The organism is Modestobacter sp. VKM Ac-2986 (genome assembly GCF_026967795.1).
GTDB lineage: Bacteria > Actinomycetota > Actinomycetes > Mycobacteriales > Geodermatophilaceae > Modestobacter.
Window position 1 is genome coordinate 116,644 of sequence record NZ_JAPVBH010000007.1, and the last position, 20,522, is coordinate 137,165.

General features: G+C 74.7%; 19 protein-coding genes. 13 read left to right on the forward strand and 6 right to left on the reverse strand.

Annotation, left to right across the window (positions count from 1 at the left end):
- Positions 1-29 precede the first annotated feature (29 nt).
- Positions 30-1,292 (reverse strand): M20 metallopeptidase family protein, encoded by a 1,263-nt coding sequence (locus tag O2W14_RS17595; RefSeq protein ID WP_269177417.1) that lies wholly within the window; start codon positions 1,290-1,292, stop codon positions 30-32.
- 67 nt (positions 1,293-1,359) lie between these two features.
- Here O2W14_RS17595 and O2W14_RS17600 point away from each other — a divergent pair, with 67 nt between their 5' ends.
- A complete protein-coding gene (locus O2W14_RS17600; protein WP_269177418.1) occupies positions 1,360-1,977 on the forward strand; it encodes a class I SAM-dependent DNA methyltransferase in 618 nt (205 codons plus the stop codon).
- Positions 1,978-2,021: 44 nt separating this feature from the next.
- On the opposite strand, the gene O2W14_RS17605 is transcribed toward O2W14_RS17600, so the two are convergent.
- The 3 genes from O2W14_RS17605 to O2W14_RS17615 form a co-directional block, all read right to left on the reverse strand.
- Positions 2,022-3,050 (reverse strand): aldo/keto reductase, encoded by a 1,029-nt coding sequence (locus O2W14_RS17605; RefSeq protein WP_331253607.1) that lies wholly within the window; start codon positions 3,048-3,050, stop codon positions 2,022-2,024.
- A 139-nt stretch (positions 3,051-3,189) separates the two neighbouring features.
- Entirely contained in the window at positions 3,190-3,996 is an 807-nt protein-coding gene (locus tag O2W14_RS17610) for a phosphotransferase (RefSeq protein ID WP_269177419.1), read from the reverse strand.
- Between the two features lie 9 nt (positions 3,997-4,005).
- A complete protein-coding gene (locus O2W14_RS17615; RefSeq protein ID WP_269177420.1) occupies positions 4,006-4,626 on the reverse strand; it encodes a TetR/AcrR family transcriptional regulator in 621 nt (206 codons plus the stop codon).
- Between the two features lie 138 nt (positions 4,627-4,764).
- Here O2W14_RS17615 and O2W14_RS17620 point away from each other — a divergent pair, with 138 nt between their 5' ends.
- The 9 genes from O2W14_RS17620 (at position 4,765) to O2W14_RS17660 (ending at position 12,940) form a co-directional block, all read left to right on the forward strand.
- A complete protein-coding gene (locus O2W14_RS17620; RefSeq protein ID WP_269177421.1) occupies positions 4,765-5,616 on the forward strand; it encodes a patatin-like phospholipase family protein in 852 nt (283 codons plus the stop codon).
- Between the two features lie 112 nt (positions 5,617-5,728).
- Positions 5,729-6,643: an NAD-dependent epimerase/dehydratase family protein gene (locus tag O2W14_RS17625; protein ID WP_269177422.1), complete on the forward strand. Its 915-nt coding sequence runs from the start codon at positions 5,729-5,731 to the stop codon at positions 6,641-6,643.
- A 113-nt stretch (positions 6,644-6,756) separates the two neighbouring features.
- Positions 6,757-7,776 carry an aldo/keto reductase gene (locus O2W14_RS17630; protein ID WP_269177423.1) on the forward strand — a complete coding sequence of 340 codons (1,020 nt, stop codon included), beginning with the start codon at positions 6,757-6,759 and terminating at the stop codon, positions 7,774-7,776.
- A gap of 192 nt (positions 7,777-7,968) precedes the next feature.
- Positions 7,969-8,658: an alpha/beta fold hydrolase gene (locus O2W14_RS17635; protein ID WP_269177424.1), complete on the forward strand. Its 690-nt coding sequence runs from the start codon at positions 7,969-7,971 to the stop codon at positions 8,656-8,658.
- 448 nt (positions 8,659-9,106) lie between these two features.
- Entirely contained in the window at positions 9,107-9,865 is a 759-nt protein-coding gene (locus O2W14_RS17640; protein WP_269177425.1) for a methyltransferase, read from the forward strand.
- A gap of 11 nt (positions 9,866-9,876) precedes the next feature.
- On the forward strand, positions 9,877-10,755 hold the full coding sequence (locus O2W14_RS17645) for an oxidoreductase (RefSeq protein ID WP_269177426.1): 879 nt from the start codon (positions 9,877-9,879) through the stop codon (positions 10,753-10,755).
- Between the two features lie 54 nt (positions 10,756-10,809).
- On the forward strand, positions 10,810-11,913 hold the full coding sequence (locus O2W14_RS17650) for a YihY/virulence factor BrkB family protein (RefSeq protein ID WP_269177427.1): 1,104 nt from the start codon (positions 10,810-10,812) through the stop codon (positions 11,911-11,913).
- 120 nt (positions 11,914-12,033) lie between these two features.
- Positions 12,034-12,519 (forward strand): Hsp20/alpha crystallin family protein, encoded by a 486-nt coding sequence (locus O2W14_RS17655; protein WP_269177428.1) that lies wholly within the window; start codon positions 12,034-12,036, stop codon positions 12,517-12,519.
- A gap of 73 nt (positions 12,520-12,592) precedes the next feature.
- Positions 12,593-12,940, forward strand: coding sequence for a helix-turn-helix domain-containing protein (locus tag O2W14_RS17660; protein ID WP_269177429.1), 348 nt, complete (start codon positions 12,593-12,595; stop codon positions 12,938-12,940).
- A gap of 158 nt (positions 12,941-13,098) precedes the next feature.
- Here O2W14_RS17660 and O2W14_RS17665 read toward each other — a convergent pair whose 3' ends face one another.
- Together O2W14_RS17665 and O2W14_RS17670 are read right to left on the reverse strand one after the other, a co-directional pair.
- The gene (locus O2W14_RS17665) at positions 13,099-14,028 is read right to left on the reverse strand and encodes a M56 family metallopeptidase (RefSeq protein WP_269177430.1); all 930 of its coding nucleotides are present in this window, start codon (positions 14,026-14,028) and stop codon (positions 13,099-13,101) included.
- A gap of 2 nt (positions 14,029-14,030) precedes the next feature.
- Positions 14,031-14,393, reverse strand: a complete 363-nt coding sequence (locus O2W14_RS17670; RefSeq protein ID WP_269177431.1) for a BlaI/MecI/CopY family transcriptional regulator — start codon at positions 14,391-14,393, stop codon at positions 14,031-14,033.
- A gap of 113 nt (positions 14,394-14,506) precedes the next feature.
- Between O2W14_RS17670 and O2W14_RS17675 the strand changes: the two genes are divergently transcribed.
- The 3 genes from O2W14_RS17675 to cydC are packed head-to-tail and all read left to right on the forward strand — an operon-like array spanning position 14,507 to position 20,508.
- Complete coding sequence (locus O2W14_RS17675; RefSeq protein ID WP_269177432.1) at positions 14,507-16,060, forward strand: cytochrome ubiquinol oxidase subunit I; 1,554 nt, start codon at positions 14,507-14,509, stop codon at positions 16,058-16,060.
- 12 nt (positions 16,061-16,072) lie between these two features.
- Positions 16,073-17,089, forward strand: a complete 1,017-nt coding sequence (gene cydB / locus O2W14_RS17680; protein WP_269177433.1) for a cytochrome d ubiquinol oxidase subunit II — start codon at positions 16,073-16,075, stop codon at positions 17,087-17,089.
- The gene (gene cydC / locus O2W14_RS17685) at positions 17,086-20,508 is read left to right on the forward strand and encodes a thiol reductant ABC exporter subunit CydC (RefSeq protein ID WP_269177434.1); all 3,423 of its coding nucleotides are present in this window, start codon (positions 17,086-17,088) and stop codon (positions 20,506-20,508) included. The genes cydB and cydC overlap by 4 nt, the downstream gene beginning before the upstream one ends.
- The last annotated feature ends 14 nt before the right edge of the window (positions 20,509-20,522 follow it).

Below are 20,522 nucleotides of genomic sequence, written 5' to 3' on the forward strand. Positions count from 1 at the left end.
CCCGCGCGCCGGCACCGGGGACCCGGGGCTCAGCCGGCCGGCGGGGGCGCGACCTCGCCGAGCAGCTCGGCGCCGGCGAGGTAGCCGGCCAGCAGTGCGGTGGCCACCTGCCCGACCACCTCGTCACCGGGCAGGAAGCGCGGTGAGTGCAGCCCCGGACGGCGGCCGTCGGCACCCGCGGGACCGCCGTCGACGCCCAGGAACAACATCAGCCCGCGGGCGCCCGCGCAGAAGTGCGAGAAGTCGTCGGAGCCGAAGGAGCGCCACGTGTCGTCGACCGTCGTGCCACTGCGCGCCAGCCAGCCGGCGGCACCGCGGGCCAGGTCGGGGTCGTTGGCCAGCACCGGCATGTTGTTCTCGCTCTCCACCTGCACGGTGCAGCCGTAGGCGGCGGCGGTGTGCTCGGCGACCTCGGTGAGCGCCTGCACCAGGGCCAGCCGGTCCTCCTCGCGCATCGCCCGCAGCCCACCCCGGGCCCGGGCGGTGTCCGGGACGACGTTGAACGACGAGCCGGCGTCCAGCTGGGTGACCGCCAGCACCGCGCTCACGGTCGGGTCGACCCGGCGGCTGACCAGCTGCTGGAGGGCCAGCACGATCGCCGACAGCGCCAGCACCGGGTCAGCGGTGGTGTGCGGGTAGCCACCGTGCCCGCCGTGGCCGGTCACGGTGATCGTGAACTCGTCACTAGAGGCGTTGACCGGGCCGGGGGTGGCGTTGACGACGCCGGCCGGCAGCTGCGGCTGCACGTGGGCGGCGACCACCGAGTCCACCCCCTCCTCGGCCAGCACGCCCTCGGCGACGACGTCGGCGGCGCCGGAGGGCGCCCGCTCCTCCCGCGGCTGCAGCAGCAGGACCAGCGGCGCGGGTCCACCGACCCGGCAGACCGCGCGGGCCAGCGCGACCAGCCCGGCCAGGTGGGTGTCGTGCCCGCAGGCGTGCATCGCCGCACCCGTGGCCGCCCACGGGGCGCCGGTGCGCTCGGCCACCTCCAGCCCGTCGAGCTCGGCGCGCAGCGCGACGCTGCGGCCCGGGCCGTCGACGACCCGCACCAGGCGACCGGTGTCCGCCACGACCCGGCCCTCCCCCAGGCCGAGGGCGGCGACCACGGCGTCGGCGGTGTCCTGCTCCTCCCCGGACAGCCGCGGGTCGGCGTGCAGGGCGTGCCGCAGCTCGACGGCGGCCGGCAGCTCCTCGGCCAGCGCGGCGCACAGCCGCTCCCACCAGGCCGACAGCGCGGCCGGCGGCTCCCCGTGCGGGACGGCGACGGGCACGGTGGTCTCAGGGGCGCTCACCGACCCATCTTCGCCGGGTCCGTGTTCCAGCCGGATGTCCGGCCCGCCCCTCGCCTAGCCTGCCGCGGTGGACCTGGACGTGGTGCGCGACGCGTACGCCGCCGTCGCGGGGCGGTACGCCGAGCTGTTCGACCGCAGCGGGCTCGACCACGAGGACGGCGAGGACGTCGCGCTGGTCGAGCGGCACCTGGTCGGCCTGCCCGGTCCCGTCCTGGACCTCGGCTGCGGACCGGGCCAGTGGACGGCGCACCTGCACGCCCTGGGCGCCGACGTGACCGGCGTGGACGTCGTCCCCGAGTTCGTCGCGCACGCCCGCGCGGCGCATCCCGGGCCCGGGTTCGTGCTCGGCTCGATGACCGGGCTGGACGTGCCGGCGCACTCGGTGGCCGGGGTGCTCGCCTGGTACTCGACGATCCACCTGCCACCGTCCGAGCTCGACGGGGTGCTCACCGCTGTCCGGCGGCTCCTGGCACCCGGGGGCGCGCTCGTCCTCGGCTTCTTCAGCAGCGACGACGACGGCGTGGTCCCGTTCGACCACGCGGTCACCACGGCCCACCGCTGGCCGGTCGACGTCATGGCGCAGCGGCTGGCGGGAGCCGGCTTCACCGAGCTCGAGCGGGTGCAGCGGGTGTCCGCTGCCCGACCGGACCGCCGGCACGCCGCGATCGCCGCCCGCGCGTCCTGAGCGGTGGTGCTCGCCCGGGGGCCTCGCGGCCCCCGGGCGGGGCGTCAGAGGCTGGCGCCGGGTGCGGCCGCGAACGGCTCGATGGCGGCGAGCTCGTCGTCGGTCAGGTCCGGGCCCTGCAGCGCCTGCAGGTTGGCCTCCAGCTGGGCCACCGAGCTGGCCCCGATGATCGCGGTGGTGACGCGGGGGTCGCGCAGCACCCAGCGCAGTGCGAGCTGGGCCAGCGTCTGGCCGCGGCCGGCGGCGACCCCGTTGAGCCCGCGGGCACGGTTCGTCAGGTCCTCGGTGACGTCGTCGGCGGACAGGTAGACGCTGCGGGTGGCGCGGGAGCCCTCGGGCACGCCGTCCAGGTACCGGTCGGTGAGCCGGCCCTGGGCCAGCGGGGAGAAGACGGCCACGCCCGCGCCGGCCGCGGCGGCCGCGTCGAGCACGCCGCCCTCGGGCGACCGGTCGAAGATCGAGTAGCGCGGCTGGTGCAGCGTCAGCGGCGTCCCCAGCTCGGCCAGGATCTCCGCGGCGCGGGCGGTGTCCTCGGGCGAGTAGTTGGAGATGCCGACGTAGAGCGCCTTGCCGGCCCGGACGACGGCGTCCAGGGCGCCCATCGTCTCCTCCAGCGGGGTGTCGACGTCGCGCCGGTGGGAGTAGAAGACGTCGACGTAGTCCAGCCCGGTGCGCCGCAGCGACTGGTCCAGGCTGGCCACCAGGTACTTGCGCGAGCCGCCGTCGCCGTAGGGACCGGGCCACATGTCGTAGCCGGCCTTGGTGGAGATCAGCAGCTCGTCGCGGTAGGGGCGCAGGTCGCTGGCCAGCACGGCCCCGAACGTCGTCTCCGCCGAGCCGTAGGGCGGGCCGTAGTTGTTGGCCAGGTCGATGTGGGTGACGCCCAGGTCGAAGGCCCGCCGCAGGATGGCCCGCGGGGTCGCCAGCGGTCGGTCGGCGCCGAAGTTCTGCCACAGGCCCAGCGACACCGGCGGCAGCAGCAGCCCGCTGCGCCCGGCCCGGCGGTACTCGGTGGTGGTGTAGCGGTCGGCGGCAGGGGCCCAGGACCGGTCGGTCCGGTCGTCGGTGATCACGGGCACATCGTCGCAGCCCGGCGCCCGGCGTGCGGCGCGAGGACGCGAGACCCCCGACTCGCCGGGCACGACCACGGCGGCCGGCACCGCCCGTCGGCGGACGGACCGACACCCCACCGTTCCCGCGCCGGCGCGGTCGTCACGGGGAGCGGTGGAACAGCCACCTGAGGGCCTGCTCGGCGGCGCGTCGGTACTCGTCCCGCCCGCTGTCACGTCCGTAGGCGAGGTCCTCCAGCGCCGCGCACCGCGCGAAGAAGGTGATCCGTGCCATCGCCGACCCGGGTGCGTCGAGGCCGCCGTACGCCTCCACCACCCTGGCCAGGAAGGCCGGCCCGAAGTCGCGGTACAGCCGGGCGAAGTCCAACGCCGGGTCGCTGAGGGCCGCATCGGACCAGTCGATGACGCCACTCACCACCTCGTCGTGCTCGAGGACGTGCTCGGCGCCCAGGTCGGCGTGCACCAGGACGCGCTGACGAGTCGGTGGCGGCACGCTCCGGCGCAGGACGGCGAGCAGGTCCGGCGGCCCCACCAGGTCCTCGAGCCACTCGTGCGGATCGGCCGCGTCGGTCGGCACCAGGTCGGCGACGTCGTCGAGGTCGGTGTCGTGCAGCTCGCGCAGGAACCGACCCAACGCCGGCGCAGCACCTGCGGGCGGCCGGCGCCCCAGGAGTGACCGGCCGGGGAGCATCGGATGGGCCAGCACCCCGGCCTCCTCGTCGACGAAGCGGGGAGCCGGCACTGCGATCGACACCCGAGGGGCGAGCACCCGCAGCAGTCGGGCCTCGCGGCCCACGCTGCGCCCCTCCCCCACCCGCAGGACCAGGTCCCCGACGAGGAACGCGGTGTTGTCCAGTCCGGACCCGAGCTCGACGATCGCGGTTCCGGCGAGCTGCGGGGCGAACCGGCGCAGCGACGCCCTGGCCCGTTGCCGGCGTACGTCCTCCATGCCGGCGGCTCAGGCGCTGTGCACGGTCGCCTGGTCGATGAGAGCCGCCGCGATGCCGACCGCAGTGGGGAGGGCGTCCTCGCCCAGGGTCCGCGTTCGCGCCGTGACGCCGTCGAGCAGGAGGGCCAGCTGCTGACCGAGCAGTTCCGGATCTGCGGCGCCGGCCTCACGAGCGGTCTCGATCAGGCGGACGGTAAGGGCCCGCGTGTACTCGCGCGCCAACACGCGCGCCGGGTGCTCAGGGTCCCCGATCTCGAGGAACGCGGACATGAGCGGCCCGCACTGGGCTGCGCTCGTGGCATCCGCGGTCGACAGCGGCGCCTGGAAGACCGCGAGCAGACGCTCGCGGGGTGTGAGGTCGGTGCGGTCGAACACCTCCGGCATGACGTCGGGATCGACCCGCCGCAGGTGGGCGATGACGAGGTCGCCCTTGCTGCCGAAGTGCTGGTAGACGGTGCGCTTGGACACTCCCGCCACCGCGCACAGCTGGTCCATCCCCGTGTCGCGGATGCCCTGCTCCCGGAACAGCTGCTGCGCGGCATCGAGGATGCGCTCGCGCGCCCCCCGGCCCCGACGCTGACCCTGCGGGCCCTTCTCCAGGACCTGTGGGCTCTTCTCCAAGTCGCTCACGTGCCCAAGGTAACAGCGGGTGTACTTACGCCTCTCGGGTAACGCTCGGTGTACTTAGCTTGCATCTGGCGCGTGGATGGGCTACTCCTTAAGTACACCGGGCGTTACCCCAGTTTCCCCGGAGGAAGGACTGTCCCCATGAGCGCACCGAGTGCCGCAGGACCTGTGCGCGCGAGGGAGACGAGGGCTCTCGTCCTCGGTGGCGGCGGCGTCGCGGGCATCGCCTGGGAGACCGGCATCCTCGCCGGGCTGGCCGCCGCGGGAGTCGACGTCGTCCACCCCGACCTCATGGTCGGCACGTCAGCGGGCTCCACCGTGGCAGCCCAGGTGACCAGTTCGGCGTCCCTCGCCGACCTGTACCAGGACCAGGTCGACGGGACCGGCGCGCCCGAGCCCACGGTCCTGGACGTCGACCTCGTGGCACTGATGGCCGAGGTGCGCCAGATCCTCGGGAGCGGAGGGGACCCGCGACTCGTCCGGCAGCGGATCGGAGCCATGTCCCTGGCGCACGACCGCGTCCCCCAGGCGGAGCGCCGCGCCCTGATCGAGGTACGGCTGCCCAGCCACGTCTGGCCCGGACAACGCCTGGCCATCACGACCATCGACGCGGAGACCGGCGAACTGGTCGTCCTCACCAACGACTCGGGTGTCGATCTGGTCGACGCCGTCGCTGCCAGTTGCGCCATCCCCCGCGTGTGGCCGGCGGTCACGGTCGACGGCCGCCGGCTCTTCGACGGTGGCATGCGCAGCGGGACCAACACCGACGTCGCCGACGGTCACGGCAGGGTGCTGGTGCTCGACGTCATCGGCCTCCCCGAGACGAGCGACGTGGCACGGGTGACCGCCCCGGTGTTCACCATCACGCCGGACGAGGCGTCCCAGGTCGGCCTGGAGGACCTCCTCGACCCGGCATCCCGCGCCGTCTGCGCACGCGCAGGACATGAACAGGGACAGCGGATCGCTGCAGACGTCAGCGCCTTCTGGTCCTGACCGGCGCCGCACGTCAGGGCCCTTCCTGCCCGCGGACAACCAGCACGCCGACCGCTCTCGTCTCGACGAGCGGCTCCACAGGCACATCGACCGACGACGAACGAGGAGCACGATGAAGATCTTCATGACAGGCGCCACCGGTTACATCGGCAGCGTCATCACCGAGAAGCTGATCGCGGCCGGGCACGAGGTCACCGGGCTCGCGCGCTCCGAGGCCACCGCCGAGAACCTGCGCGCGCGGGGCATCGAACCCGTGCCAGGCGACCTCACGGACACGCAGACGCTCACGGACGCTGCCCGGAGAGCCGACGGCGTCATCCAGAACGCCTTCGACTTCGCCGCCGACTTCCCGGCCGCCAGCGCCGGAGAGGCACACGCCGTGGACGCCCTGATCGCCGGGCTGCGGGGCAGCGGCAAGCCGCTCGTGTTCACCAGCGGCACCGGGGGCCTGGGCGACACCGGGCAGGTCGTCTTCGACGAGGACACGCCCGCACCCGAGACCGACTCCCCCGTCCTCCGGGCTCTCCAGGTGCGCTTCGACACCGAGAAGGCCGTCACGACGGCCAGCGACGTACGCGGCACCGTGCTCCGGCCCCCGAACGTCTACGGCCGGGACGGCGGCCGCACGGTGTTGTGGGCCATCGGAGCAGCCGGCCGCGGCCTGGGTGCCGTCCCCTACGCCGTGGGCTCGGAGGACAACCTCTGGTCCCTCGTGCACGTGGACGACCTGGCCGACCTCTTCGTCCTGGCCATCGAGAAGTCGCCCGGCGGTGAGCTCTTCCACGCCTCCGCACAGACCGGCATCCGCACCGGGGACCTCGCGGCCGCGATCAGCTCCCATGCAGGGCTCGGCGGTAAGACCGTCGCGTTGGACGCGACCGCACTCGCCGACGCCCTCCACTCCGCGCCACTGGCCCAGTACTGGTCCATCAACAGCCAGATATCGGGTGAGAAGGCCCGCCGCCTGCTCGGCTGGGACCCGGAGCACCTGGACGTCCTCAGCGAGTGGGGTCAGCCCGGGAGCTGATCGACCACCCGACCACCCGACCAGAGACCACCGCACGAGCGACCGCAGCTCCACGCTGCGAGCAGCCGTGTTAGGTACCGACTGCCTGCGACGGCAGCCGTCGAGGAGGACCCGTGCAGTACCGCCCCCTGGGCCGCACCGGCCTGCAGGTCAGCACCCTGGCACTCGGCGCGATGAACTTCGGCGCGATCGGCCGCACGACGGCCGAGGAGGCCACTGCGGTCATCGACGGCGCGCTCGACGCCGGCATCAACCTCATCGACACCGCCGACGTCTACAGCGGCGGGCAGTCGGAGCAGATCGTCGGCCGTGCCCTCGCCCACCGCCGGGACGACGTCGTGCTGGCCACGAAAGCCGGCCTGCCCATGGGGCAGAACCGCAACCACAGAGGCAGCGGTCGGCGCTGGCTGACCATGGCACTGGAGGACAGTCTGCGCCGACTGGACGTGGACCACGTCGACCTCTACCAGGTGCACCGCTGGGACCCGGCGACCAGCGACGAGGAGACGCTGTCGGCGCTGACCGACCTGCAGCAGGCAGGGAAGATCCGACACTTCGGCTCGTCGACCTCCCCGGCCCACCGCATCGTCCGAGCCCAATGGACCGCCGTCGAGCACCGACTCGGCCGGTACGTCACCGAGCAGCCGAGCTACTCGATCCTGCAGCGCGGCATCGAGAGCCACGTGCTGCCCGTGACCCAGGAGCACGGGATGGGCGTGCTCGCCTGGAGCCCGCTGGCCTCCGGCTGGCTGTCCGGCGCCGTCCGCCAGGGCCGCAGCACCACGACCCACCGCTCGACGTTCATGGCGCAACGCTTCGACCCCAGCCGACCCAGCAACCAACGCAAGATGGCGGCTGTCGAACGGCTCGTCCAGGTCGCCGACGACGCCGGCCTGACGCTCGTCCAACTGGCGCTCGGCTTCGTGACCGCTCATCCGGGCGTCACGAGTGCCCTGATCGGGCCGCGCACGCTGGACCACCTCGCCTCCCAGCTCGCCGCAGCCGACACCGTCCTGGGTGACGACGTCCTCGATGCCGTCGATGCCGTCGTCGCTCCCGGCACCGACCTGGCTCCCGAGGAGAAGCTCGACACCCCACCAGCCCTGCTGGAGCCCTCACTCCGGCGGCGCTGAACCGGGCCCACCTGCCCCCAGCCACTGCGGCGGGGCGATGGGTCACCGCTCCCGGCCGGTCACCGCTCTCTGCCGTCGACGCGTCCCGTCGCTGCCCCGTAACGCGGCACGACCGGGCACGTCGTCCGAGCAGCTCACAGGCGTCCACGCCTTCCCTGGCGCGAGACCAGTTCGCAACAACGAGGAGGAACGATGAGCACAGGACCCATCCGCAACGTCGTGCTGGTGCACGGCGGGTTCGTCGACGGCTCAGGCTGGCAGGGCGTGTACGACCTGCTGACCGCCGACGGCTACCAGGTCAGCGTCGTCCAGAACCCGACGCTGTCCCTCGAGGACGACGTGGCCGTCACCCGCCGCGTCCTGGACCAGCAGGACGGCCCAGCCGTCCTCGTCGGGCACTCCTACGGCGGCGCGGTGATCAGCCAGGCCGGCACGCACGAGAAGGTCGCGTCACTGGCCTACATCGCCGCGTTCGCCCTGGACGAGGGTGAGTCGGTGAACACCCTGATCGCCGACCCGCCGCCCGGTGCGCCCGTCCCGCCGATCCTGCCGCCGGTGGACGGCTTCCTCTTCCTGGACCGGGAGGCGTTCCCCGCGTCCTTCGCCGGCGACCTCCCGGAGGCCCAGGCGCGCTTCATGGCGGCCTCGCAGGTGCCCTGGGGCGTCGAGGCCCTCGCCGGCGCGGTCACCGACCCGGCCTGGCGGGTCAAGCCCAGCTGGTACCTCGTCACCACCGAGGACAAGATGATCCCGCCGCCGGCCCAGCGGTCGATGTCCGAGCGGGCCGGCGCAACGGTGACGGAGGTGGCAGGCAGCCACGCCGTCTACCTCTCCCGGCCCGATGCCGTCGCCGACCTCATCAAGGCGGCGGCCGGCTCCTGAGCGGACCCGGACGCCGGGGACCACGGTGCTCGCCGTGGCCCCCGGCCCGACCCGGACCGGCTCCCCGGCGGGCTCGGCCACCACCCCTCCGCACTCGAGCGGCGCCGCCGACCAGCGGGCATCATCCCCGGCGCCGGCAACCGACCGACCTGCCGAGTGGTCGACCTGCTCCCCACCCGGCTCGTGCTCTGCAGGGCGGAGTGGGAGCCGGCGCGGCGAGGACCGGGCACCGGCCGGGCATCTCCTGACCGGACCGACCTCGCCGGAATCACGCGGGCGCGCCTGCGAGGCCGAGACCCATCCACGCGATCACAACGGCTTCCTGAGCAGGCCGTCCACGTGCGCTGATCGAGCACCACCACCCGTCCGTCGATCCCCGTGTTGCGCCGGCGGCGGAACGGCCGCGCCGACGCGGCCGGATAGACCGCACACAGGGCACGGTGCGCGCATGAGCGCCGACTTCGCCGGGGAGACCGCCCGGCTCTACGCCCGTTTCCGCCGCGACCTCCCCTCCGACCAGGCCGCCGAGCTCGCCGCGCAGCTCGGGTTGACCGCGGACGACCTGCTGCTCGACCTGGGCTGCGGCACCGGGCAGCTCACCGCCCCGCTGCTCCCCCACTGCGCCGGCGCCGTGGCGGTCGACCCGGAGCCCGGGATGCTCACCGGGCTGCGGGACCGCGGCCTGCCGGGCGTGGTGGCCGTGCTCGGCGCCGACACCGACCTGCCGCAGCTGGGCCGGGTGCTGCCGCCGCTCGGGGCGCTGGTGGTGGGCAACGCGCTGCACTGGACCGACGAGGCCTCGGCCCTGGCCGCCGGAGCGGCGCTGTTGCGGCCCGGCGGCGGGCTGGCTGTGGTGACCCAGGGGCCGCCGCTGTGGCTGGGCGGCGCACCGTGGCAGCAGGCGGTGCGCGCCGTCCTCGAGCAGTTCCTCGGCCCGGTCACCGCCACCTGCGGCAGCGACGCCGCCGCCCTGGCCGACCGGGTCGGGCTGCTGGAGGCTCAGGGGCTCACCGTGCGGGTCAGCAGCTGGCGGGCCGACCACCCCGTGGACGCCGCCTGGGTCCTCGGCCACCTCGGCAGCGCCCTGCCCGGCGACGCGCTGACCTCCGGTGGCCTGCGGCAGGCGCTGGAGGACGAGCTCGACCGGCAGACCGGGCCGCTGGTCGAGCAGGTCCTGACCACCGCGGTGGTCGCCCGGCGCACCTAGAGTCGCCGGTCATGGGCACCCCGTGGACGACCGTTGACATCCCGCCGCAGACCGGGCGCACCGCGGTGGTCACCGGCGCCAACAGCGGGCTGGGCCTGGAGACCGCCCGCGCCCTGGCCGCCGCCGGCGCCCGGGTGGTGCTGGCGGTCCGCGACCCCGCCCGCGGCGAGCGTGCCGCTGCTGGGCTGACCGGCGACGTCGAGGTGCGGCAGCTGGACCTGGCCGACCTGGCCTCGGTGCGCGCGTTCGCCGCCGCGTGGACCGGGCCGATCGACGTCCTGGTCGACAACGCCGGGATCATGCACGTCCCGGCCGGCCGGACGGCCGACGGCTTCGAGCTGCAGTTCGGCACCAACCACCTCGGTCACTTCGCGCTGACCTGCCTGCTGCTGCCGCACGTCACCGACCGGGTGGTGACCGTCTCCTCCTTCCTGCACCACCGCGGGCGGATCGAACTCGACGACCTCAACTGGGAGCGGCGCCGCTACTCCCCCGAGGGCGCCTACGCCCAGTCCAAGCTGGCCAACCTGCTGTTCACGCTGGAGCTGCAGCGCCGGCTCACCGCCGCCGGGTCGCCGGTGCGGGCCACGGCCGCACACCCCGGCTGGGCCGCGACCAACCTGCAGGGGCAGTCGGGCAACCGGTTCAAGGACGCCGCGCTGGCCGTGGGCAACCGGGTGATCGCGACCAGCGGTGCGCAGGGCGCCCTGCCGGTGCTGATGGCCGCCACCGCCGACCTGCCCGGCGGCAGCTTCACCGGCCCCTCCGGCCGGCTGATGCGCGGCGCACCGACCCTGGACGGCCGCAGCCCGGCCGCCTCCGACGGCGAGCTCGCGCGCCGGCTGTGGTCCGCCTCGGCGGCGCTCACCGGGGCCGACCTGCCGGGCTGACCGCGGGGCCCCCCTCCCGTGGTGCACGACCGTTCGTCGTGGTGCACTGCGCCGGTGTCACTCACCGACCGGCTGGACGGGCTCCAGCGCCGGCACAAGGCCGCCGGGTTCCCGATCGCCGTCGTCTACAAGTACGTCGACGACTCCGGGCCCTACCTCGCCGCGCTGATCACCTACTACGCCTTCGTCTCCCTCTTCCCGCTGCTGCTGCTGTTCTCCACGATCCTGGCGCAGGTGCTGTCCGGGGACCCGGAGCTGCAAGAGCGGCTGCTGGACTCGGCACTGAGCCAGTTCCCCGTCGTCGGTGACCAGCTGGGCAGCCCCGAGGAGCTCAGCGGTGGCGTCATCGGCGTCGTCGTCGGCATCCTGGGCGCGCTGTACGGCGGGCTCGGCGTGGCCCAGGCCGTGCAGCACATGATGAACACCGCCTGGGCGGTGCCGCGCAACAGCCGGCCCAACCCCTTCCTCGCCCGCGGCCGCAGCCTGCTGCTGCTGGCGACGGCCGGCCTGGCCGTGATCGGGACGACGGCGCTGTCGACCCTCGGCGCGGGCAACGCCGGGTCGATGGGCACCGCACTGCGGATCGTCTCCCTGGTCGGCTCCATCGGGGTCAACGCCGTGGTCTTCGTCTTCGCCTTCCGGCTGGCCACCGCCCGGCACCTGACCGTCCGGCAGGTGCTGCCCGGCGCCCTGCTCGCCGCCGTCCTGTGGCAGCTGCTGCAGACCTTCGGCGTCGGCTACGTCGGCCACGTGGTCTCCAACGCCAGCGCCACCAACGGCGTCTTCGCCCTGGTCCTCGGACTGCTCGCCTTCCTCTACCTGGCCTCGGTCATCGGGGTGCTGTGCGTGGAGATCAACGTGGTGCGGGTCGACAAGCTGCACCCGCGCGCCCTGCTGACTCCCTTCACCGACGCCGTCGACCTCACCGCCGGCGACAAGCGCAGCTACACCGGCCAGGCCAAGGCGCAGCGCAGCAAGGGCTTCGAGCAGGTGCACGTCACCTTCGACCGGCCCGAGCACCGCCGGGACGACGACGCGACACCCGACCTCGACGACCACCGGACCGTCCCGCACCCCGACGCCGACCGGCAGGACGCCGACCACGGGTCCACCGCACACGGCTCGACCGCCCACGAGGGCTCCGCACCACCACGCTGACGAGAAATCTCCGCACGAGATGTTTGCTCGGGTCGTCGAGTGAGGTAATCTGTAGTCGCCGCTGGAGATACCAAGCGGCACCGATCGCAGAGAGACCGCACGACACGGAGGTGCACAGCCATGGCGCTGACTTCCCACGACCCGTTCGCCAACGCCTCGTCGCTGTTCCGGGCGCTGGACCAGCTCGCCGGCCGCGCGGGCACCACCACGGCCCACCCGGTCGCCGGGATGCCGATGGACGCGTACCGGATCGGTGACAACTTCGTCGCCCACTTCGACCTGCCCGGGGTCGACCCGGGCTCGATCGAGATGTCGCTGGAGGGCACCACGCTGACGATCAGCGCGGAGCGCTCGGTGCCGCAGCTGGACGGCGCGCAGTGGCAGGTCGCCGAGCGTCCCTTCGGCAGCTACACCCGGCAGCTGGTGCTCGGCCGCAGCCTGGACACCGACCGGCTCGAGGCCAGCTACCACGACGGGGTGCTGACCGTGAGCATCCCGGTGGCCGAGAAGGCGAAGTCCCGCACGATCACCGTGACCCGGGCCGACACCCCGGCCGCGGTGCAGGCGCACACCATCGAGGGCGAGCAGCCCGCGGTCGAGAGCTGACCGCACCCACACCCCGGGAGGGGCGGAGCCGGCCGGCTCCGCCCCTCCCGTCGTCCGTACGCCCGGAGGCCCGATGAGCACCGACCCGCTGCGGTCGCTGGACGACCCCGACCACCCGGTGCTCACCATGAGCCAGGCGGCCGAGCTGCTCGGCGTCCAGGCCGCCTTCCTGCGCAGCCTGGACTCCGCCGGCGTGCTGCACCCGCACCGCTCCGCCGGCGGCCACCGCCGCTACTCCCGCCACCAGCTGGAGCTCGCCGCCCGGGTGCGCGGACTCCTCGACGACGGTCACCTGCTCGGCTCAGCACAGGTGATCGTGCAGCTGCAGGACGACCTCGCCGAGGCCGCCACCGACCGGGACACCGCCCGGGCCGAACGCGACACCGCCCGCCAGGAGCTCCGCGACCGCGACGCCGGCTGACCGCAACGCACGCCGATCGTTCGCAGTGCGCGCGCTGCAGCACGTGCACTGCAGACGAAACGCGTGCACCGCCGCCGCGGGCGGGGCTCCTGGCTCTCGGCCGCCCTTCAGGGTCCCGCGGCGAGCCTGCGAGGCGTGGGGGGAAGGGTGGTCCTTCCTCAGACGACGGCGGGGAGCACCAGGAGCAGGGGCGGGACGAGCAGCAGGGCCAGCGCGCACAGCAGCGCCGCCGCGCGGGCGGCCAGCGGCAGCGGGTGGGCGGGGGCGAGCAGCCGGCGGACCCGTACCGCGACCGACCCCCCGGCGACGGCCAGCGCACCCTCGGGCACCTGACCGCCCGCTCCTCCGGCGGCGGCCACGATCGCCGCGGCCAGGGTGTGCCGCGGGTCGGAGCAGCCCAACGAGGTCAGCGCGACGTCGTCGGCCCGCATCTCCACCAGGTCGCGCACCGCGTCGTGCGCCCGGTCGGCGGCCGGCAGCACCGGCAGCGCCGCGCGCCAGGCCACGAACGGCAGCAGCAGCAGGTGGTGGTGCTCGCGCAGGTGGGCCCGCTCGTGGGCGATCACGGCGTCCAGCTGCGGGCCGTCGAGCTCGGCGACGATGCCCGAGGACAGCACCAGCAGCGGCCGCGCCCCGGGGATGCAGAAGGCGATCGGTGCGGGGTGGTCCAGCAGCCGGGTGTCCTCGCCGGGCACCGACCGGACGACGAGCTCGAGCAGCTCGCGGTGCCGCTTCCGGGTGCGCGAGGTGCGCACGAAGGACAGCAGCAGGACGCCGAGCAGCTCCAGCGCCAGCACTGCGGCGAGGGTCTGGGCGACCCAGTGGTCACCGCGCACCGTCTCCTCCGCCGGCTGCCGGGTGACCCAGTGCCACCACGCCTCCGGCAGCGAGTGGCCCCACGGCGAGAGCCCGTGCACCAGCAGCGCGCCGATGATCGACAGACCACCGGCCAGGCCGATCGCCTGCCAGCAGACCAGTGCCACCAGCGGGTCGCGGCGCGGCCAGGCGGCGCGGGCCAGCGCGGCGGGCACCGGCCAGGCCAGCAGGGCCGCGAGCACGCCGAGAGCGATCGCGGTGGCGGGGAGCACGGTCAGCCGAGGCGGTCCCGGTCGGCGCCGGCGAGCAGCTCGCGCAGCATCGCCACCTCGGCCGCGTCGACGCCGCCCACGAAGCGGGCCAGCGCGGCCTGCCGGTCACCGGCCTGCCCGAGCACCTCGTGCATCAAGCCGGCCACGTGCTCCTCACGGGTGCCCACGGCGCGGAACTGCCGCGGCCGGGCGTCGTCGTGGGCCACGAAGCCCTTGGACTCCAGCCGGGTGAGCACGGTGTGCACGGTGGTCAGCGCCAGGCCGCGGTCGGCCAGGTCGTCCTTGAGCTGGGTGGCCGTACGCGGGCCGCCGACGGCCCACAGGTGCTCCAGCACGGAGCGCTCCAGGTCCCCCAGGGTGTTCATCGATCTCCTGTCAGGCAGGTCACACGGCGCGTCTTCTACGATGCGTAGAAAAGGTCTTCTACTGGGCGAAGAAAGAGTGTGTAGATCGTACGACAGGAACCGGGGAGGTCGCCGTGGACGTGTTGGACATCGCCCGCTGGCAGTTCGGCATCACCACCGTCTACCACTTCCTCATGGTCCCGCTGACCATCGGCCTGGGGATCCTGGTCGCGGTCATGCACACCATGTGGGTGCGCACCGACAAGCCCGAGTGGCTGCGGATGACCCGCTTCTGGGGCCGCATCTACCTGATCAACTTCGTGCTCGGCGTGGCCACCGGCCTCGTGCAGGAGTTCCAGTTCGGCCTGGCGTGGAGCGAGTACAGCCGCTTCGTCGGCGACGTCTTCGGCTCGCTGCTGGCCATGGAGGCGCTGCTGGCCTTCTTCCTCGAGTCCACCTTCCTGGGCCTGTGGATCTTCGGCTGGGGCCGCATCCCGAAGAAGGTGCACCTGGCCACCCTGTGGGCGGCGGTCATCGGCTCGATCGTCAGCGCGTTCTTCATCATCGCGGCCAACTCCTGGATGCAGCACCCGGTCGGCGTCATCACCGACGACGCCACCGGCCGCCCCGAGCAGGTCGACTTCCTCGCCGTGCTGACCAACAACACCGCACTGGCCGCCTTCAGCCACACCCTCGTCGCCGCGCTCATGGTCGCCGGCGCCGCGCTGGTCGGCGTGGGCCTGTGGCACCTGCGCAAGCGGACGCTCGCCGGCGCCCCCAGCACCGACGTCGACCACTCCGTGTGGCGCCGTTCGGTGCGCCTGGGCGGCTACGTCTCCGTCGCGGCGTTCATCCTCACCGCGGTCACCGGCGACTACCAGGCCAAGCTGATGTACCAGCAGCAGCCGCTGAAGATGAGCTCCGCCGAGGCGCTGTGCACCACCGAGGCGCCGGCACCGTTCTCGATCTTCGCCATCGGCAAGATCGGCTCCAACGAGTGCGACGACGTCCACTCCTGGACCGTCCCCTACCTGCTCTCCTACCTGGCGCACGGTGACTTCTCCACCGCTGTCCCCGGCGTCAACGAGCTGCAGCAGGAGTACGCCGCCGCCTACGGCGCCACCTACCCCGACGACCCGAGCTTCGGCGACAAGGCCGGCGAGGAGATCGACTACACCCCGCTGCTGGCGGTCACCTACTGGAACTTCCGGCTGATGATCAGCATGGGCATGGTGTCCGCGGCCGTCGGCGCCTACGCCCTGTGGGCGACCCGCAAGGGCCGGGTGCCCACCAACCCGATCGCCGTCTACGGCTCGCTCGCCGCCGTCGCCGCGCCCTTCGTGGCCAACGCGGCCGGGTGGGTCTTCACCGAGATGGGCCGCCAGCCCTTCGTCGTCTACCCCAACCCCGACGTCCCCCGCGCCGAGCAGGTGTACTTCTTCACCGCCCAGGCCGTCTCCCCCGGCGTCAGCGCCGCGGAGGTGCTCACCTCGCTGAGCACGCTGACCGTCCTCTACGGCGCCCTGGCCGTCGTCGAGGCCTGGCTGCTGGTCCGGTTCGTCCGCGGCGGCATCACCACCGGCGACGGCGCCCCCACCCCGGGGCACACCCCCGAGGGGACGCCGGACGACGACCAGCCCGGCGGCCGGGACCGCACCGACGACGACGTCCTGTCCTTCGCGTACTAGGGAGTGCTGACCATGGACCTGCAGACCGTCTGGTTCGTCGCCGTCGCGGTGCTCTGGACCGGCTTCCTGCTGCTGGAGGGCTTCGACTTCGGCGTCGCCGCCCTGCTGCCGGTGCTGGGGCGCAGCAAGGCCGACCGGCACCTGATGCTGCGCTCGATCGGCCCGCTCTGGGACGGCAACGAGGTCTGGCTGGTCACCGCGGTCGGTGCGGTCTTCGCCGCCTTCCCCGGCTGGTACGCCAGCTGGCTGCCGGCGCTGTACCTGCCCTTCGTGCTGGTGCTGGTCGGCCTGATCATCCGCGCGGTCGCCTTCGAGTGGCGGCACAGCCACCACACCGAGCAGTGGGACGCCACCTGGACCCGGGTCATCACCACCGGCTCGCTGATCGCCGCGCTGGGCATCGGTGCGGCTCTGGGGGCGACGACGCTGGGCCTGCCGCTGGACGCCGACGGCACCCGGGTCGGCGGGGCCTTCTCCGGGCTCGGCTGGCCGGCGGTGCTCGGGGCGGTCGCCGTCCTCGGGTTCTCCCTGGTGCACGGCGCGGTGTTCCTGGCGCTGAAGACCGACGGCCCGCTGCGGCTGGCCGCCCGGGCCTTCGCCCAGCGCTGGGCACTGGTCGCGGCCCTGCCGCTGCTGGCCTGGGCCGGTCTGGTGCACCTGCGCGGCGGCACCGCGATCACCGCGTTCGTCTGGCTGGTCGCCGCGCTGGCCGTGCTGGTCACCTGGGCCCGGATCCGGGTCGACCGCGAGGGCCAGGCCTTCGCCGCCTGGTCGGTGGTGCTCCTGGCCTCGACCGCGACGATCTTCGGCGCCGCGTTCCCCGTCGTCCTCCCCTCCACGATCAGCAGCGCCTTCGACGTCACCGTCACCGGCGCCTCGGTCAGCGACTACACACTCACGATCATGACCTGGGCCGCCGGCTTCGGGCTCCCGGTCGTGCTCGGCTACCAGGCGTGGACCTACTGGGTGTTCCGCACGCGCCTGTCCGCCGAGCCGGAGACCCCGCACGCGGAGAAGATCGACGCATGAGCGCGCGGCCGGGGGCGGGACGCGGCCCGCTGGGGGCGCTGGCCGGGGTGCCGGGCCTGACCGGCGCGCTGGTCCGGGCCGCACTGGTCGCACTGGTGCAGACCGTCGGCGTGGTCCTGCTCGCCGCCGGCCTGGCCCGCGCGATCGCCGACGTGTTCGACGGCGTGGTGCCCGGGACGGCGCTGGCGGTGGCACTCGGCGGGGTCGTGCTGCGGGCCGCGGCCGGTGGGCTGGGCGCCGTGCTCGCCACCCGCGACGCCCGCCGCGCCGAGGACGCCCTGCGCCGGCAGCTGCTCACCCGGCTGCTGGACGGCGAGGGCGAGGCGGTGACCACCGCCGGCGGCACCGGCCCGGCCGCAGTGCTGGCCACCACCCGGCTGCACGACCTCGGGCCCGCGCTGGCCACCTACCTGCCGGCGCTGGCGCAGACCGTCGTCGTCCCGCCGGTGCTGCTGCTCGTCCTCGGGATCACCGACTGGTTGTCGGCGGTGCTGGTCGCGGTCACCCTGCCGCTGGTGCCGCTGTTCATGGCGCTGGTCGGGCTGCACACCCGCGACGAGACCGCCCAGGCCGCCCGCGCACTCGACCGGATCGCCGGGCACGTCGCCGAGCTGGTCCGCGGCCTGCCGGTGCTGGTCGGCCTCGGCCGCGCCGCCGACCAGCTGGGCGCGCTCGCCGACCTGGGCGAGGACCACCGCCGCCGGACCCTGGCCACCCTGCGCGTGGCCTTCCTGTCCGCGCTGGTGCTCGAGGTGCTGGCCACCCTGTCCGTCGCGCTGGTCGCCGTCACCGTCGGCCTGCGGCTGACCCACGGCACCCTCGACCTCTCCGTCGGGCTGCTCGCCCTGCTGCTGGCGCCGGAGGCCTTCGCCCCGCTGCGCGCGCTCGGCTCGGCGCACCACGCCTCCGAGGACGCCGCCGAGGCCGCCGCCGCCGCCCGCGCCGTCCTGGCCACCCCCGCGCCCCGGCCGGTCGTCGGCGCGCTGCCCGAGGGTGGTCTGCGCGGGGTCACCGTCACCGGCCTCACCGTCACCTTCCCCGGCCGCGGCACCCCCGCCCTGGACGACGTCGACCTCGCCGTCGCCCCCGGTGAGCTGGTCGCGCTGCGCGGCCCCAGCGGCTCGGGCAAGTCCACGGTGCTCGCCGTCCTCGCCGGTCAGCTGGCCGACGGCGGCACCGCGCAGGTCACCGGCACCGTGCTGCGGCCGGCCGACGTCGCCGTCGTCCCGCAGTTCCCGGTGACCGTCGCCGACACCGTGCTCGAGGAGCTGCTCCGGCATGCCGGCCCGGCCGACCGCGCTCCCGAGCTCGCCGCCACCGCCCTGGCCTGGGTGGGGGCTGCACACCTGCGCGACCGGGCCTGCCGCACGCTGTCCCCCGGTGAGCTGCAGCGGGTCGCGCTGGCCCGTGCGCTGGTGCGGGTGCAGCGCGGCGCCCGGGTGCTGCTGCTCGACGAGCCCACCGCGGCCCTCGACGCCGCCGCCACCGCCCGGGTCGCCGAGCTGCTGCACGGGCTGCGCGGCTCGCTGTGCACCGTCCTGGTCACCCACGAGCCCGCGCTGGCCGCGCTCGCCGACCGCACCGTCGAGCTGCCCGCGCGCCCCGGCGTCCCGGCCCTCACCACCGTCCCGGCCGCGACCACGCCGGGGGCGAAAGTGGCCACGTTCGCCCCCGTCGGGACCGAGCCGGACGCCGCCGAGCCGGGGGCGACGGCCGGGACGACGGCCGGGACGGCGGTCGGGACGGCGGGGCTCGCCTGGCCGCGGCGGGCCGTGGCGCGGGCGGTCGCCGCCGGGGCGGCGTCCTCGGGCTTCGGCATCGCGCTGACCGCGGTGTCGGGCTGGCTGATCGTCCGGGCCGCCGAGCAGCCGCAGATCCTCACCCTGATGATCGCCATCGTCGCCGTCCGGGGCTCGGGCCTCGGACGAGCGGTGTTGCGCTGGCTGGAGCGGCTGGCCAGCCACGACGCGGCGTTCCAGCTGGCGTCGCGCACCCGGCTGCGGCTGTGGAGTGCGCTCATCGCGCAGGGCCCGGCCGCCGACCGGACGCCGGGCCGAGCGCTGGCCCGGGTGGTCGGCGACGTCGGCCTGCTGCAGGACCTGTCGGTGCGGGTGGTCACCCCGCCGCTGGTGTCGGCCGTGGTGCTCACCGGGGCGACGGCGGCGCTGACCGCGCTCGACGCCCGGGCCGGGCTGCTGGTCGGCGCGGTCGTGGCCGCCGCGGTGCTGGCCGTCCTCGCGGTGCACCGGTGGGCCGACCGCGGCGTCGCCCACACCGCCGCGGAGCTGCAGACGGTGACTCTGCGCGAGACCAGCGCCACCCTCGAGGCCGCCGCCGACCTGCGGGTGCACGGCCTGGTCCCCGGTGAGGTCGACCGGCTCGACGCGCTGGGCCGCCGGCAGGGCCGGGCCGCGCAGGCCGGTGCCGCCGCGGCCGCCGCCGCCGACGCGGTCGCGGTGCTGGCCACCGGCGCCGCCGCCGTCCTGGCGCTCGGCGTGGCCGGGGCCGCGGTGCGCGCCGGCGAGCTGTCCGCCCCGGTCGCCGCCGTCCTGACCCTGGCGCCGCTGGCGATGCTGGAGCCGCTGACCGCGATCGGCGCCGCCGCCCGGTACCGGCTCGCCTGGCGCGACGCCCGCGCCCGGGTGGAGGCCGTGCTGGCCGAGCCGGTCGCCACCGACCCCGCGCCGGCCGACCGGCTCGCCGTCCCGCGGCCGGTGCGCGAGCTGGCCACCGAGCACCTCACCGCCGGCTGGCCCGGCCGCCCCGCCGTGCTCACCGACCTGGACCTGGTGGCCACCGCGGGCAGCGGCTGGCTGGTGGTCACCGGCCCATCGGGGTCGGGCAAGTCGACGCTGCTGTCGGTGCTGATGGCCTCGTTGCGGCCCACGTCGGGCGAGTACGTGCTGGGCGACGGCCGCCGTCCGGTGCCGGTCGACCGGCTGGCCCGCGCCGACGTGCAGGGCGCCGTCGCCTGGTGCCCGCAGGACGCGCACGTGTTCGACGCGACGCTGCGGGCCAACCTGGCGCTGGCCCGCCCGCGCGGAGAGCTCGCCGGCGCCGACGGCGAGCAGGCGATGCGCCGGGCGCTGACCGACGCCGGTCTCGGCGGCCTGCTGGCCGAGCTGCCCGCGGGCCTGGACACCCCGGTCGGAGCCGGCGGCACCTCGCTGTCCGGCGGGGAGCGCCGCCGGCTCGCCGTGGCCCGGGCGCTGCTGGCCGACCGGGACGTCGTCCTGCTCGACGAGCCGACCGCGCACCTGGACCCGCCGACGGCCGCCGCCCTGGTGGCCGACCTGCGCCGGGCGCTGGCCGACCGGCTGGTCGTCTGCGTGACCCACGACCCGGCGCTGGCCGGCGAGCGGGACGGCGAGCTGGTGCTGGGCGGTGACGCAGCGACCGCGGTGCACCACCGGGCGTAGGCGGAGAGGACCCT